Source organism: Planctomycetota bacterium, from assembly GCA_035574235.1.
Classification (GTDB): Bacteria; Planctomycetota; MHYJ01; order MHYJ01; family JACPRB01; genus DATLZA01.
Genome location: DATLZA010000148.1, coordinates 1 through 15235, shown reverse-complemented (window position 1 = coordinate 15235; position 15235 = coordinate 1). Strand labels below are relative to the sequence as shown.

10 protein-coding genes are annotated in these 15235 nt (G+C 69.9%); 4 read left to right on the top strand and 6 right to left on the bottom strand.

Annotated features, from left to right (window positions below; all coding sequences use genetic code 11):
- The first annotated feature begins 22 nt into the window (after positions 1–22).
- Positions 23–1843, top strand: a complete 1821-nt coding sequence (locus VNO22_13690) for a serine/threonine-protein kinase (protein ID HXG62424.1) — start codon at positions 23–25, stop codon at positions 1841–1843.
- A 10-nt stretch (positions 1844–1853) separates the two neighbouring features.
- Here the strand turns inward: VNO22_13690 and VNO22_13685 are convergent, their stop codons facing one another.
- From VNO22_13685 to VNO22_13665, 5 genes are read right to left on the bottom strand one after another with little or no spacing between them, the layout of a single operon-like run.
- Positions 1854–3305: a hypothetical protein gene (locus VNO22_13685; GenBank protein ID HXG62423.1), complete on the bottom strand. Its 1452-nt coding sequence runs from the start codon at positions 3303–3305 to the stop codon at positions 1854–1856.
- A 37-nt stretch (positions 3306–3342) separates the two neighbouring features.
- Complete coding sequence (locus VNO22_13680; GenBank protein HXG62422.1) at positions 3343–5853, bottom strand: glycogen/starch/alpha-glucan phosphorylase; 2511 nt, start codon at positions 5851–5853, stop codon at positions 3343–3345.
- A complete protein-coding gene (locus VNO22_13675) occupies positions 5850–7325 on the bottom strand; it encodes a pitrilysin family protein (protein ID HXG62421.1) in 1476 nt (491 codons plus the stop codon). The genes VNO22_13680 and VNO22_13675 overlap by 4 nt, the downstream gene beginning before the upstream one ends.
- On the bottom strand, positions 7322–8854 hold the full coding sequence (locus VNO22_13670) for a pitrilysin family protein (protein ID HXG62420.1): 1533 nt from the start codon (positions 8852–8854) through the stop codon (positions 7322–7324). The genes VNO22_13675 and VNO22_13670 overlap by 4 nt, the downstream gene beginning before the upstream one ends.
- Positions 8855–8890: 36 nt before the next feature.
- On the bottom strand, positions 8891–10168 hold the full coding sequence (locus VNO22_13665) for a hypothetical protein (GenBank protein HXG62419.1): 1278 nt from the start codon (positions 10166–10168) through the stop codon (positions 8891–8893).
- Positions 10169–10359: 191 nt separating this feature from the next.
- On the opposite strand from VNO22_13665, the gene VNO22_13660 reads away from it, so the two are divergent.
- From VNO22_13660 to VNO22_13650, 3 genes are all read left to right on the top strand, one after another.
- Positions 10360–11853, top strand: a complete 1494-nt coding sequence (locus VNO22_13660; protein HXG62418.1) for a gamma-glutamyltransferase family protein — start codon at positions 10360–10362, stop codon at positions 11851–11853.
- Positions 11850–12281 (top strand): thioesterase family protein, encoded by a 432-nt coding sequence (locus tag VNO22_13655; protein ID HXG62417.1) that lies wholly within the window; start codon positions 11850–11852, stop codon positions 12279–12281. Before VNO22_13660 ends, VNO22_13655 begins: the two co-directional genes overlap by 4 nt.
- A 90-nt stretch (positions 12282–12371) precedes the next feature.
- Positions 12372–14339 (top strand): hypothetical protein, encoded by a 1968-nt coding sequence (locus VNO22_13650; GenBank protein HXG62416.1) that lies wholly within the window; start codon positions 12372–12374, stop codon positions 14337–14339.
- Between the two features lie 9 nt (positions 14340–14348).
- On the opposite strand, the gene VNO22_13645 is transcribed toward VNO22_13650, so the two are convergent.
- On the bottom strand, positions 14349–15235 hold an 887-nt coding region (locus VNO22_13645; protein ID HXG62415.1), incomplete at its 5' end, for a hypothetical protein.

Genomic DNA, 15235 nt, shown 5'->3' with positions numbered 1-15235 from the left:
CACGGTATAATGAATCAGGTTTATGCCTGACTTCCCGTCCGCGTCGTCGGAGAGCGGCGACCCCCTGGGTCTGGACGCCACCACCCGGCGCTGTCCCTCCTGCGGCGAACGCTATGCGGGGGAAGGACATTCGGGGTGCGCCGCGGGGCCCACGCGGCCGGCCTCCTCCCGCTCGCGTCTGGACGAAATTCCCGAGGAAGCCGCGGCCCATGCCCAGGACCCTTCGCGGCGCCTCCACCAGTACATTCTCGTCCGCCAGATCGGCAAGGGCGGCATGGGCACCGTCTGGAAGGCGTGGGACCTGAAGCTGACCCGCTGGGTCGCCATCAAGTTTCTCACCGCCACCGATGAGGAGGACGTGGCGCGCTTCCAGCGGGAAGCGAAGCTCGCCGCCCGGCTGCGCCATCCGAACATCGCCCCCATCTACGAGGTCGGCGAAGCCCCGCCCACCGCTCCCGGCCAGGCGCCGCGTCCTTACCTGGCCATGGAATACATCGACGGGCAGACCCTGGCCGCCGCTCCGCCGCTTCCGATCCGCGAGACGGTGGAGATTTTCGTGAAGGTGGCCCGCGGCGTCGATGCCGCTCACCGCGCCGGCGTCGTCCACCGGGACCTCAAGCCGCAGAACATCATGCTCAACGCCGACGGCTGGCCGTACGTCATGGATTTCGGTCTGGCCAAGGCGCTGGAGATGGAAAGTTCGCTTTCCGTGTCCGGGGCCATCATGGGCACCCCGGCGTTCATGGCCCCCGAACAGGCCCAGGGACATCTCGAGGAGATCGACGCGCGCAGCGACGTGTACTCCCTCGGCGCCACGCTCTACGCGGTGCTTTGCCGCAAGCCTCCCTTCGAGGGGCGCAGCGTGATGGAAGTTCTCATGAAGGTCTCGACCGAGTCGCCCCCGCCCCCCCGCTCCGTGCGGCCCGACCTTCCGGAGACCCTGGAGGCGATCCTTCGGAAGGCCATGGCCCCGAAGAAGGAAGACCGCTACCCCTCGGCCGGCGCCTTGGCGGAGGACCTCCAGCGGTTCCTGGACAGCCGACCGGTCGAGGCCCCCGCGCCGCCCCCTCGCGGCGTGCGCCTGGGAATCCTGCTGGCGGGAACGGCGGTCCTTCTGGGCGCGGCGGCGATGGTCTGGCGCCTCGCGGCGCGCCCGCGGATCCGGGAGGCGGGGAGGCCCGCCGTGGCCGCGACGTCCTCCGCTCCGCGCGAGGACCCCCTGGCGGCCGTGACGCGCTGGCGCAAGGGATGGCTGGAAGACCGCCGCGCCCTGGTCTACACCGCGTTCCGTCCGGAGGACGCCGAGGCGGCCTCCCGCGCCGCCGCGCGGCTGCGCGGCCTCAGGGACCTGCCCGCGGTCGAAACGGAGGAAGTCAAGGACTGGTTCCGAGGCCAGATCGAAGACGTCCGGCGCGACGTGGATCGCTGGGCCGCCCGACCCCGCTCGGAATGGCCCGATCGGCGGGAAGAAGCGGCCCGGGCCGCGCGGTGGTGCGAAGCGGTCCGCGGCGCCGTCCGGGAGGTGCCCGAGCTCGCCGGGGTGGCTTCGGAAGCGGAGGCGCTCGGCGCGCGGGCGGCGGCGATGGCGTCGTACCGCGGCACGTTCCTCCTGCGCGTGTACGTCCGCGGGGCGCGCGTCGAGGAACTGCGGCGGGGCGGGAAACCCGTCTCCTTCCCCGGCGATCCCGAAGCGCCCTACGTCGTCGAACTCGAGGTGGACGACTACGAGGTGGACCTCGCGCACGCCTCGGGCCGCGAGACGGTGGCCGTCAAGGGCGCGGCGCACGGGAAGACGTATACGCTCGTGGGTCGCCCGGGCGCCGTGCGCCTCGTTGGACCCTGAAGGCGCCGGACTACCGCGCGAGCGTCTCGAGGAGACGGGCGACTTTCGTTCCGAACCGCCCGGCGTCGGCGGGCCCGCCGAGCTCGCGCAGTTCCTTGCCGAAGGCGCGCAGATCCTCCCGCGCGGCGATCCGTTCCGGCGAAGCGCCCCGCAGGAGATCCCGCAGGAGGGCGGCCTCCAGCAGGCAGGTCAGAAGCGTGCGGCGGGATTCGAGGGACAGTCGGGGGCTGTGTTCCGCGTGGATCCGCCGGAGATCCTTTTCGATCTTCTCGAGTTCCGCGTCGGGGCGGTCGCTTTCGAAAGAACGCTCCAGGCCGGGGGCGGCCTTCTCGATGTCCTCAAGATCGATGGGGAATCGGGAGAGGATCTCGTCCAGGGCGCGGGCGCGCTCCGCGACCCACGGCAGGCGGGCGCGGAGGGCGGGGGAGGCGGCGGCGACGAGGGCGTCCCAGCGCTGCTTGAGGGCGACGGCCTCTTTCTTGAGGCGGTCGCGTTCGGCGGCCGGGGCGAGGCGCGCGCCCTCCGCGGCGGCGCGGACGCGGGGCTCCAGGATTCTCCAGGCCAGCTCCGCCGCGCCGCGGAACCAGGGACGTCCGTCCGCCTCTTCGAGCGGCCCGGCGGCGGCCGCGGCGCGGAGGACGTCCTCGAGCGCCTCCTCGCGGAGGCGGAGCTTCTCGAGCGTCGCGCGGAAGGCGGCGGCCCAGGCCAGCGCGTCGAGCTTCACGGCCGTCTCTTCCGGCGAGGGGAGGGGGAAGAGCCTGTCCATTTCCGCGGCGGACAGGCGCGCCAGCGATTCGGGAGTGGCGGCGGCCAGGCTGGCCGCGTAGCGGTGGAGCAGGTCGTCGAGATGGCGGCGGCCCTCCGCTTCGGCCTCCGCCCGGTATGCGCGGCGGCGCGCCTCCGGGAGGAAGTCGGCGGCGCGCTCGAGGCGTTCGAGGGCCTCGCGATAGCGGCGCCGGGAGAGAAGGTCCCGCCACTCGACGCGGAAATCGGCCTCGGGATCCTTGGGGGGCTCGGCGGGCGCGGCGGCCGCCGCCTTGAGGCGTTCGAGCTCCGCCCGCGCGGTCTTGAGATAGGCCTCGCTCGACCGCACGCCGCGCTTGACGGATTCTTCGAAGTCGGCCGCGGCCGCGGCCAGCAGGCGCTCCGCCTGTTCCCGCGGCGCCGTGCGGGCCAGGGTGAGGCGCGCGCGTCCCCGGTACTGGTAGGGGAGGAAGAGGTACCACGCGGTGTACTCGCCGCTACGCTCTTCGATCCGCAGGCGGGACTCGATCTTCCGGGCGACGCGCGGATTGTCGATGACCTCGTCGAACTTCTCGACGGCCGCCCGGGGGTCGGATTCCAGGAGCGCTTCGCCCTCGCGGCACTTCGCGACGGCGACGAGGTAGTCGGCTTTCTCCGCCCTCGTGGCGGTTTGATCCTGCTGCGCGAGCGCCAGGATCGCCGTCAGGATCGCGGCCATCGATGGGATTATATCCGCCCCCGGAGGCGCCGGGAACCTACTCGATCACGATGGGCACGGGCTCGACGTTCCAGATCTCGCGGGCGTAGGCCAGAGCGGTGCGGTCGCTGGAGAACTTTCCCATGCCGGCGGCGTTGAGGATCGACATGCGGGTCCAGCGCTCGGGGTCCCTCCAGGCCTGGTCCACGCGTTCCTGGCCGGCGAGGTAGGCGGCGAAGTCCTTGCACACGAGGAAGGGGTCGTGCCGCGAGAGGGACTCGAGGATCGGCCGGAAGCGGTCGCGATCGCCGTCGCTGAAGGCGCCGTCGGCGATCATCCGGAGGACCGCGGCGAGGCGGGGGCAGTTCTCGATCTCGCGCATGGGCTCGTAGCCGGAAGCGCGGACGGAGGCGGCCTCGTCGGCGGTGAGTCCGAAGATGAAGATGTTCTCGGGACCCACTTCGTCGCGGATTTCGATGTTGGCGCCGTCCAGGGTGCCGATCGTCAGAGCGCCGTTGAGGGCGAGCTTCATGTTGCCGGTGCCGGAGGCTTCCATGCCGGCCGTGGAGATCTGCTCGGAGAGATCCGCGGCGGGGATGACCAGCTCGGCCAGGGAGACGCCGTAGTTCTCGAGGAAGAAGACGTGGAGGCGGCCGTCGAGGCGCGGATCGCGGTTGATGACGGCGGCGACCGAGGTGATCAGCCGGATGATGAGCTTGGCCATCTCGTAGCCGGGGGCGGCCTTGCCGGCGAAAACGAGAACGCGCGGGGGGAGGGCCTCCCCGCCGGGCTCCAGCATTCGCCGGTAGAGATCGATCCCGCGCAGGATGTTCAGGAGCTGGCGCTTGTACTCGTGGATGCGCTTGACCTGGACGTCCATCATCGCTTCCGGGGGAGGCCGGACGCCGGTCAGGCGGGCGATGTGGGCGAGGAGGCGCTCCTTGTTCTGCCGCTTGACCTGACGCCACTGCCGCCGGAAGTCCGGGTCGTCCGCCAGGGGCGTCAGGCCCCGGAGCTCCTCCAGATCGGTGACCCAGCGGGTGCCGATTCTTCCGGCGATGAGCGACGACAGGGCGGGGTTGCACGAGAGGAGCCATCGGCGGGGGGTGATGCCGTTGGTCTTGGCGTTGAAGCGGTCGGGATAGAGCTCCGCGAAGTCGGCGAAAAGACGGGTGCGCAGGAGCCGCGTGTGGAGTTCGGAGACGCCGTTGACCGAGTGGCTTCCGACGACCGCCAGGTGGGCCATCCGGACGTACTTTTGGGGGCCTTCCTCGATGACGGACATGCGGCGCATCCGGTCGATGTTTCCGGGGAAGCGGCGGGTGACCTCCTGGAGAAACCGGTGGTTGATCTCGTAGACGATTTCCAGGTGGCGGGGCAGGACGCGGCCGAACATCTCCACCGGCCACTTCTCGAGCGCTTCCGGCATCAGGGTGTGGTTCGTATAGGCCAGGACCCGACGGGTGGTCTCCCAGGCGGGTTCCCACTCGATGCCTTCGATGTCCACGAGGATCCGCATGAGCTCGGCCACGGCGAGGGCGGGGTGGGTGTCGTTGATCTGGACGGCGACCTTGTCGGCGAGCGCGGAGAAGTCCGCGTGGGAGCGGCGGAAGCGGCGCACGATGTCCTGGAGCGAGGCGCTGACGAGGAAGTATTCCTGTTTGAGGCGCAGCTCCTGGCCGCTGTAATTCTTGTCGTTGGGGTAGAGGATCTTGGTGATCGTTTCGCTGGCCGCGTTACGTTCGATCGAGCGGATGTAGTCGCCCGAGTTGAAGTACTCCAGGTCGAAGAGGTCCGTCCCGCGCGCGGCCCAGAGCCGGAGGTTGTTGACGGTGTTGTTGCCGTATCCCGGGATGGGGACGTCGTAGGGGACGGCCCAGAGCTCGGCCGTATTGACCCACTCGCGCCGGGGGCGGCCGTCGGGGAACGCGCCCCAGACGACGTTCCCGTAGAGCTTGATCGGGCAGGTGCGCTCGGGCCGGGCCAGCTCCCAGGGGCTTCCCAGCCGCAGCCAGTAGTCCGGTTCCTCGACCTGCTGCCCGTCCCGCAGGGTCTGGCGGAACATGCCGAACTCGTAGCGCAGGCCGTAGCCCGTGGCGGGGATCTGAAGCGTGGCCCAGGAGTCCATCAGGCACGAGGCCAGCCGTCCCAGACCCCCGTTTCCGAGACCCATGTCCGGCTCGACTTCGAAAATCTCGGCGGCCGAGAATCCCAGCTCGCGCATGGCCACCTGGAATTCCTCGGCCAGGCCCAGGTTGATCACGTTGTTGCGGAGCATGCGGCCCGGCAGGTACTCCATGGAGAGGTAGTACGCGCGCTTGGTGTCCCGCCGGGCGTACGTGCGCTGGGTGGCCAGCCAGCGGTCCACGAGCCGGTCCCGGATGGCGCAGGCGGTGCTCCAGTACTGGTCGTAGAGCGTGGCCGCTTCGGGATCCTTGGCCAGGGTGTACTTGAGGTGGTTGGCGATGGACAGGGCCAGGGCCCCTGCGTCCATGCCCTTGTGGTAGTCGCCGGAGACGCTCCGGCCGGTGACGCCCGAGAGCTTGCCCGGGGAAGGCTCGCCTTTCATTTCGGTCGCTCCAGGGTGAGGGGATCCGGAAGGGGCACGTCGAAGACCGGCCCCAGGTCCGACAGCGCGGCCGGCCGCGAAGGATCCCCCCGCTCGATGGCCGGAACATTCCCTACGACGACCCACACGAAACGTTCCGGGCGGAGGTGCTCGCGGGCGGCGCGGCGGACGTCTTCGGTCGTGAGTCGCGCGATCTTCTCGCGGTACGTGGCGTAGTAGTCCTTCGGGAATTTCAGGAGCTCCGCCTGCGCGTAGGTCGTGACGGTCCTGAAGCGGGTGGCGAAAAACAGTCCCGGGAAGGCGTCCAGGTAGAACCGGACCGCGTCCGCCAGCTCCTTCTCGGAGACGCCTTCCTCGCGCAGTCGGGTGACTTCCGCCAGGCAGAGCTTGGCCGCCACGGCGACCGATTCGTTCTTCGACTGAAACGAGATTCGGAAGGGCAGGGGGTACGTGAAGCCGGGGCGGAAGTCGGACCCCACGTCGTAGGCGAGCCCTTCCTGAGTGCGGACGCGCTGCATGAGGCGCGAGCTGAAACCGCCGGCGCCCAGGATGTAGCTCATCACCCGGATGGCCTGAACATCCGGATGATGCACGTCCACCCCGAGGTGGGCGGCCGTCACCCGTCCCTGGGTGATGTGGCGTCCCTCCTTGTGGAAGCGATAGACGCCCGGCGTCGGCGCATGAGCCGGGGGCGGCACGGAGGAAAGAGGCGCGGCCTCCCAGGGCCAGTCGCGCGTCGCCCGCGCGAACGCGGCGGCGAAGGCGTCCTTCCGGAACGCTCCGGCCGCCGCCACCACGAAGCGGGAAGGATGCGCCAGCTGGCGGTGGAACGCCGCCACGTCCTCGCGCGTGATCGCCTCGATCGACGCCTTCGTCTCCAGCCGGTTGATCGGATGCTCCGGGCCGTAGACGAGGAGGTTCAACTCCCGCGTTTCGATGGCGGCCGTCGAGTCGTTCCGGGCCCGCAGGGCGTCGAGCGCCTGGGCTTTGAGCACCTGGAGCTTGTCCGCCCGGAAGGCCGGGCGGCGCAGGATGTCGAAAAGGATCTCCAGGCCCCGATCCAGGTCCTTCGCGAGAATCGAAAGCGAGACCGATCCGTAGACGTCGGCGATCTCGATCTCGAGGTCGGCCGCCAGGAAATCGAGTTCCTCGTCGAGCGCCTCCGGAGAGCGGCTTTCGGTGCCGCCCGTGCGCAGAAGCCCGGCGGTGAGGTCGGCCAGGCCCTCCTTCCCGCGCGGCTCATGGAACGAACCCCCCGGGAAGTACACGCGCAGATCCACGACCGGCAGCGAAAAGTCTTCGATGAAGTACCCGACGGTCCCGCCGGGGAGTTCCACCCGCATGGAGGCGGGGTCGGGGACTTCGAAACGCAGCGGCTTGAAGACCAGGCGATCGGGGTGGTCCGGGATTTCCTGCCCCGCGGCCGGGCCGCAGGCCGCCAGAAGAAGCGCCGCCCGCGCAAGCGCTCTCATCGGGCCCCCTTCCGGCGCAGGACGAGCACGTTGCGTCCGGCGGGACGCAGATACTGCTCCGCGCAACGCTTGAGGTCCGCCGCCGTGGCCGATTGAAGGTTGCGAACGTACGCGTCGAAGTCCCGCCACGTTCCGATCGTCTCGAAGTAGCCGAGCTGCTGGGCGATGCCGGAGTAGGTCTTCAGCTGCCGCACGAGGTCGGCCGTCTGGCGGTTGCGGGCCTTCTGAAGCTCGCGCTCCGTGACGCCGTTTTTTCGGACGTCCTCCACGAGGTCCAGAAGCGCGCGCTCCGCGGCCGCCGGGTCGGCGCCTTCGCGCAGGGTCAGCCCCACGTGGATCACGCCGCCGTACCGGAGCGACCAGTACCAGCTCTCGACGTCCACGGCGAGCGCCTTCTCCTCGACGAGGGGCCGGTACAGCCTTCCGGAGCGGCCCGCGAAGATCGCCATGAGGAGGTCCAGGGCGGCGGAATCCCGGTGGACCCCCGAAGGGCCGTGCCAGCGGACCGCGACCTCGCCGGGGGCGTCCGCCTCGGCGTGCAGCCGCCGCTCGCCGTTCTGCTCGGGTTCCTGGGTCACCACGGGGGGGCGCCCGCCCGGGAACCGGCGCAGCCTCCCGAAATACCGCCGGCAGAGCTCCCGGACCTCCGCCGGATCGAGATCTCCGACGAAAATGGCCGTCGCGTTCTCGGGCGAATAGTGCGTCTCGTAATAGCGGCGCGCGTCGGCCGCGGTGTACTGCTCGATGTCGCTCATCCAGCCGATGACGGGCCATCCGTAGGGGTGCGCCTGCCAGAAGAGCGCCCAGTAGGCTTCCTGAACGAGCCCCGTGGGGGTGGATTCGGTCCGCATCCGGCGCTCCTCCTTGACCACCTCCCGCTCGGGATAGAAGCTCCGGAAGACGGGCTTGAGGAACCGGTCGCTTTCCAGCCAGCAGAACAGTTCCACCTTGTTGGCCGGAAGCTCGACGAAGTAGTTCGTGCGGTCGTAGGAGGTCGTGGCGTTCAGCCCGGTGCCGCCCTGAGCCTGGAAAATCTTGGCCAGGTGTTCGGGAATGGAGATCTTCTTCTGCTCCTCGACGAGGGCGTCGTAGTCCTTGAGAAGCTCCGCCCGGCGGTTCTCCAGCGCCGGATCGGGCGGATCGCCGCGGCGGGACGCCTCGAGCCGGGCCAGGTCGATCTGCCGCACGCGGTTCATGACGTCCTCGATGCGGGCGTTGATCTCCGCGTCGCGGCGGGCGTCGGTCGTGCCGATGACGTCCGTTCCCATGAACATCATGTGCTCGAAGAAGTGGGACAGGCCGGTCAGCCCGGGGCGTTCGTGGACGGATCCCACGCGCCACCAGAGGGAGCAGAAGACGCGGGGCGATTCGGCGCGCCGGACGACGAGCACCCGCAGACCGTTGTCGAGAACGGTTTCCTCGACCGGGAGGCGGAGCTCCGTTTCCTGGGCGCCGATCGGAGGCGCGGCCGCCGAGAGCAGCAGCGACGCCGCGAGACTCAGGACCGCACGTCGGCGGAGGGTCTTCAACGGGGGCCCATTATACAAGGGCCGGCCCCGGAACCGCTAGTGCTGCGCGCCTTCCAGCCAGGCCTCGGCGGCCCGGGGATCGGCCGGGTCGACGCCCTCGGCCAAGAGGCGGCGCAGCGTTTCGCGCGCCGCGCGCCGGGCGGCGGGGCGGGCGATCGCCTGGAGGTATCCCTCGCGCTCGTCCTCGACGGTGCGCTCCACCGCCGCCAGCGCGTCGTCGGCCAGGCGTCCGTCGTCGCGGCAGAAGCGGGCGAAGCGCAGGAGACTGTCCGGGACCGCGGCGGCGCGGCCGGGAGCGTCCAACGCCAGACGGCGGGCCAGCACGTCCATGAGATACGCATAAGCCGTCTCCGCCGTCCAGCGCCACGGGGCGCGGCCTTCGTGACGGACCAGGTATTCGGTCATCGACTCGGCGACCCAGACGGCGTCGCCGCGCGCCTCGTCGTCCAGTCCGGAGAGCGTCTCCTCGTAGCGCCGCAGGAGGCGTCCGCGCAGCTCCTCGACCCACGCCGCCCCGGCGCGGGCGCCGGCGGCCCATCGGGCGTCCTCGGCCTCCTCGCGCCGCCGGCGGAGGCGCGTCTCTACGGTTTCGGGCCGGTAGACGTCCAGAAGATCGCGCCGGTAGGTCTCGAGATCGGGCGCCGGGGATCGGTAGGCGGACTCGACGTCCTGAGGAGTCAGGAGCGCCGGCCCTTCGGCCCACGCCTGCCGGTAGGCGGCGGCCAGGAGGACCGTCCGGTCGCCCGGTCTCCGGAAGCGCAGGAGCTCGGCGGCGGCGCGGGAACGGACGCCGTCGGTCTCCTCTTCGTCTTCGGTCAGCGACCGGAAGAAGTCGAGGATCTCGCCCTGTTCGATGGGCGTGCGGGCGGCGACGGCGGCCAGGGCCCGCAGGGCCAGGTCGCGCTCGAGGTCGGACGTCGTTCGATCCAGGGCACGGACTTTGAGGGGGACGACGCCGGGCCGGCCCAGCTCCCCGAACGCGCAGGGCAGCGCCTCCAGCAGCCAGGCGATGCGGCGGCGGGCCGCCTCGCGGAGCGCCGCCAGGAGCGCCGGGAGCGCCCGCGACGTGGGCCGCGCCCCCAGGAGGATCGCGGCATGGACCGGCGCCCACGCGCCCGGACCCTCCGTCCCCCAGAGGTCCGGGTCGGTGCAGAGGCGCGCCAGGGCGTCGGTCAGATCCTCGCCGCGGCGCAGGATCTCCTCGGCGACGGAGCGGGGCAGGCGGTCCTCCTCCGTGGCCAGGAGGTGCAGAAGATCGTCATCGGCCAGGAGACGGATCGAAGCGAGCGTCGAAGAAGCGGCGGTTTCCCCCATGTCCCTCTCTCCTTCCCGTCCGGAACGCGGATCGCCCGGAGGGGGTTTTCCCCTTCCGCGGTCCCCGGGTTCTCCTCCGAAACGGCTATTTCAATTCTAGTCCATGACGGGAGTTTGGCAAGGAGCCCGCTCGGAACCGGAGGAAAGCGGGCGCTTGCCAATCGGGACGCTCATGATATGCTGGGCGCGCGATGAAGGTCGCGCGTTCTCAGAAGGGCATGGTCGTGGCCGCCCATCCGCTGGCGGCGGAGGCGGGGCGCGAGATTCTGGCCGAAGGGGGCAACGCCGTCGAGGCGGCGGTGGCGGTTTCGCTCGCGCTGGGGGTGGTGGAGCCGTTCGCCTCGGGGCTCGGAGGCGGGGGCTTCATGATCGTTTCCCCGAGCGGCTCGATCGGGAAGACGGAGGTTCTCGACGGCCGCGCGAAGGTCTCTTCGCTTCTGACGGAGGAGTACGTCTATCCCCGCGGGGTCATGCTTCCCTGGGTGCCCAAGATCGGGCCGCTCTCGGTCGCGGTGCCCGGCCTGGCGCGCCTTCTGGACACGGCGCTCAAGAAATTCGGGCGCAAGATGCCGCTTTCGAGGCTCGCGCGCCGCGCCATCGCTCTGGCGGCCGACGGCTTCGAGGTGGGCGAGGTCTACGTCTATTGTTCGGCCCTCTTCGAGAGCACCGTGCGCAGCACCCCCGAGTGCGCGCGCATCTTCTACAACAACGGCGTGCGTTTCAAGCCGGGCGAACGGCTCGTTCAGAAGGACCTGGCCCGGACGCTCCGGATCGTGGCCGACCGCGGTTTCGAAGCCTGCTATACGGGCGAAGTCGGCCTGGCCATGGCGCGCGCGGTCAACGCCACGGGCCCCGTGTGGGGGCGCGACGACCTGGCGCGGTACGAGGTCAAGATCCGGCCTCCTCTCTCGGCGGACGTCGCCGGTCACCGGGTGGCCACGACGCCGCCGCCGTCCCGCGGGGGCGCCGGAATCCTCCAGACGCTTCTGCGGTATGACCCGGATCCGGTCGCCCTGGCGCGCCTGCTGCGCACGATCTTCCGGGAGCTCGATCCCGTCGTCGGCGACCCGGACCTCATGCCGGTCGATCTCACGAAGCTTTCCGAAGGTCCGCAGGGCCCCCCGGGCGGGGGCGGGACGAGCCATTTCGTCGTCGTGGATTCCGAGGGCACCGTCGTCTCCATGAGCCAGACGATCGGGCACTTCTTCGGCAGCGGCGTGATCGCCCAGGGATACGGCGTGCTTCTCAACGACGATCTGTCGGACATGGAGCGTTTTCCGGGGCATCCGAATTCCATCGCCGCGGGGAAGCGGTCGGTGGCCAACATGGCTCCCACGATCGTCTTCCGGCAGGGACGGCCCCGGCTGGCGCTCGGCACGCCGGGGAGTCTGCGCATCTTCCCGGCGCTGGCGCAGGTGATCGGCAACGTGCTTTTCCAGGGCATGGATCTGGAGCGCGCCGTGGCTGCCGGGCGGGTCCACTGGGAGGACAACCGTTTCTTCTTCGAGGGCGACATTCCGGAGGAAATCCGCGCGCGCGCCCGACGGGAGCTCGACCAGCCGGTTTCCGAGCGCCGCCGGCAGGATCTCTTCTTCGGCGGCGTTCACGGCGTGGAGATTCTCGACGACGGGACGATCGTGGGCGTGGCCGATCCCCGGCGCGAGGGCGTGGCGCTGCCGCTATGAGCTACAAGTTCTCGACCGAGATCCGCGTCCGCCTGCCCGAAACCGACGCCATGGGCATCGTCTTCCACGGCTACTTCTTCACCTACTTCGACGTGGCTCGGATGGATTATCTCCGGAACCTCCACCTCGTCGAGGCGTTCGGGACGGGCCGGGGAGCCAACCTCATCGTGCACGCCTCCGCGGAGTTCCGCTCCCCCGCCCGCTTCGACGACGTGCTGGCGGTTCAGAGCCGCGTGAGCCGGATCGGCAACACCTCGCTCACGTTCGAATTTCGCGTGGCGCACCGGCCGGAGGGGCGCACGGTGGCCGAGGGCCGCAGCGTCCACGTCATGATCGACCCGGCCACCTGGAGGCCCGTGCGCGTTCCGGAGGAGATCCGCCGGGGCATCCGGGCCTTCGAGGGAACGGACCTCGTCGAAGAAGGGTAAGTGCTTCCGATTGGCGCGCCGCCGTGCGCTTCCGGCGGGCACCTGCCTTAAGAATCCTCCGAACGGCTATAAATAAGGGAGGCGCATCCCATGAACGTCCTTCGAGCGGCACTCGTGCTTCTGACGGGAGCCGTGACGGCCGCGGCTCAGTCCTCCCCGCCGGCCCCGGGAACCGCCGAGACGGTGGGGGTCGTCTGCCAGGTCAAGGTCGTCTCCGACAAGGTGGCCGACGTGTCGAGCCTGGAAGCCTGGAGGAAGTCTTTCCTCCGGGACGGAATGACCGACGAGGAGAAGGCGCTCGCCTGCTGGCGGACGGTCGCCTCGTTCCAGCACCAGGACGCCCCGCCCGTGGAATACCTGGCGAACGAGGACGTCGTTTGCGACGCGATCAAGATGTTCAACGTGTACGGATACGGGTTTTGCAGCATGGCCTCGGCGCATGTGGCCACGCTGGCGCGCTCGGTGGGGCTCCAGGCCCGCGGCTGGGGGATTAACCAGCACAGCGTGTCGGAGGTCTTCTGGGACGGCGCCTGGCATCTTCTGGACGCCTCGCTCATCAATTACTTTCCGAAGCCGGACGGGAAAATCGCCTCCGTGGAGGAGATCATCGCCGGCGTCTCCGCGTGGTACGAGAAGAATCCCGGCCTCAAGGGGAACCCCGACAAGATCGTCGAATTTCACCGCCAGGGCGGCTGGCAGGGATGGCGCCAGGGTCCGGAGATTCTCAAGCGGGCGCCGACGATGGACGAGACGGGCTGGTGGCCCGCCCGGACGCACGGCTGGTACGCCACGATGCAGGAATACGACGGCCGCGGCGGCGGGGCCGACGGAAAGGCGTTTCTCTACGAATACGGCTACTCGCAGGGCTACCGCGTGAACATTCAGCTCCGGCCGGGAGAGCGGCTGACCCGGAACTGGTTCCACAAGGGGCTGCACGTCAACATGAAGGAACACGGGCCGCCGGGGTGCATGGCCATGAAGACGGGGCAGGAGTCGCTCGTCTACACGCCCAAGTACGGCGACGTGGCCCCGGGCCGCGTGGGCAACGGCCTGCACGAGTATGAGATGCCGGTCCGCTCCCCCCTGTATCGCACGGGGGCGCTTTCCGTCGAGAATCTCCGGGAAGACCGGGCGGCCGTGAAGGATCCGTCCCGGCCGGGCGCTCTGGTCGTCCGCATGCCTTCGAGCTACGTGTATCTCGGGGGAAAGCTGTCGCTGCGCGCTTCCGGAGAAGTCGCCGTCTCGTTCTCCGACAATCACGGACTGGACTGGAAGGAGATCGCCCGGGGCTCGGGAGCGATGGAGGTGGACCTGGGGCCTTACTGTTTCCGGCGCTACGATTACCGCCTGCGCCTGGAGCTGCGGGGGCCGGGCGCGGGGCTCGAGACCCTCAGGATCGCGCACGATATCCAGCATTCCCAGAGACCGCTGCCCGCGCTCGTCCAGGGGACCAACACCCTCTCCTTCACGGCCGGACCGCCGGAAGGAACGGTGACGGTGGAGGGCTCCGTGCACCTTCGGAACCGGGGCAAGCAGCTCGTCTATACCGACTTCCGGCCGGAGATTCAGGGCATGGGGGAGAATCTCTTCATCGAAGGGGGCCGGGGCCACATCACCTTCCCCGTGTCCGTTCCGGGCGATCTCGTGCGGCTGCGCTTCGGCGCGCACTACCGGGCGCGGGACCCCCGGGACGGCCTGGATTATCAGGTTTCGTTCGACGCCGGAAAGACCTGGACGACCGTCGATCGGGCGCCCGGCGGCGTGGCGGGCTTCTCGAAGTACGTGACGTTCGAGGACGTTCCCCGCGCCGCCCGCGAAGCGCTCGTGCGTTTCGCCGGCACGAGCCGGAACGCCACGGGCATCTTCGGATTCCGGATCGACGCGGACTACCGCGAGCCCTTCGGGGGGTTCCGCCCCGTGAAAATCACCTACCGGTGGGAGGAAGACGGTCGGGCTCGCGAGCAGGTCCTGGTGGCCCGCAAGCCCCAGGAGAAGTTCACGATCACGTGCGCGTCGGCGCCCACGATGAAATCGATCGTGCTGGAACTGGCCGAGTGACCGGGGGCGTCAGCGGGCCGGAGGCGGGCGGCGCGACCAGTCGTCTCCCAGGTCCACGACGGCCATCGATTCCTCCGGTGTTTCCTCGCGGAGCTTCCGGAGCGGCACGGCCGCGCAGTACCAGGTCTTCACGGGCCGGATTCCCTGAGGCGTCTCGCGTTCGGCTTCGATGACCAGGCAGTCGAACGTCCGGCGCTGGATCCGAAGGGCGTGCTCCCAGACCCGGCGGGCCGTGAGCGTTCCCTCCGGTCCCACGCGCTTGAGGACCGCCCCGGCGTGGATGCCTTCGACGAGCACCCAGGAACGGACGATCGCCTCGCCCTCCTTGCTTTCCTGGATCTCGCAGAGGAACTTTCGGCCTTCGATCTCCAGCGTCTCCTCGCCCTTGACGAGATAGGGAGCGACCTCGACCTGCTCCTCGCGGACCGGTTCGGCGCCTTCGGCGGTGCGGACCTGCGTCACCAGGACGTACGACGCGGGGGTCTTGGACTTCAGGCCGACGTCCGTGTAGACGGTCTGGCCGTTCTTCACGCGGCGCACGCGGTACCAGCTTCCGGCGGGTTCGCGCTCCCAGGGGTTGGCGATGCGGCCCAGGAGGAAGGGGTCCGGCGCGGGCGCGGGTTCGGGGGGCGTCGGACGGGGGGCCGGAGAGGGCGCCGGGGCCGGAACGTTCCCGGCCGGCGGCTTGGGAGCGGGCGTCTCGGGGCGGGGCGCGGGCGGCGGTGGCGCCGGGGCTTCACCCGTTTTCGCCGAGGCTTCAGGCCGCGGAGGCGCGGGTTTCGGCTCGGGATTCGAAGAAACGGGAGGCGCCGGAGCGGTGGACGGGGCGGGCCTGCTCTCCGGAGCTGTGGCCACGGGGGGCGGCGCCGCTTCCTCCCGCCGGCGCAGGTCCAGAT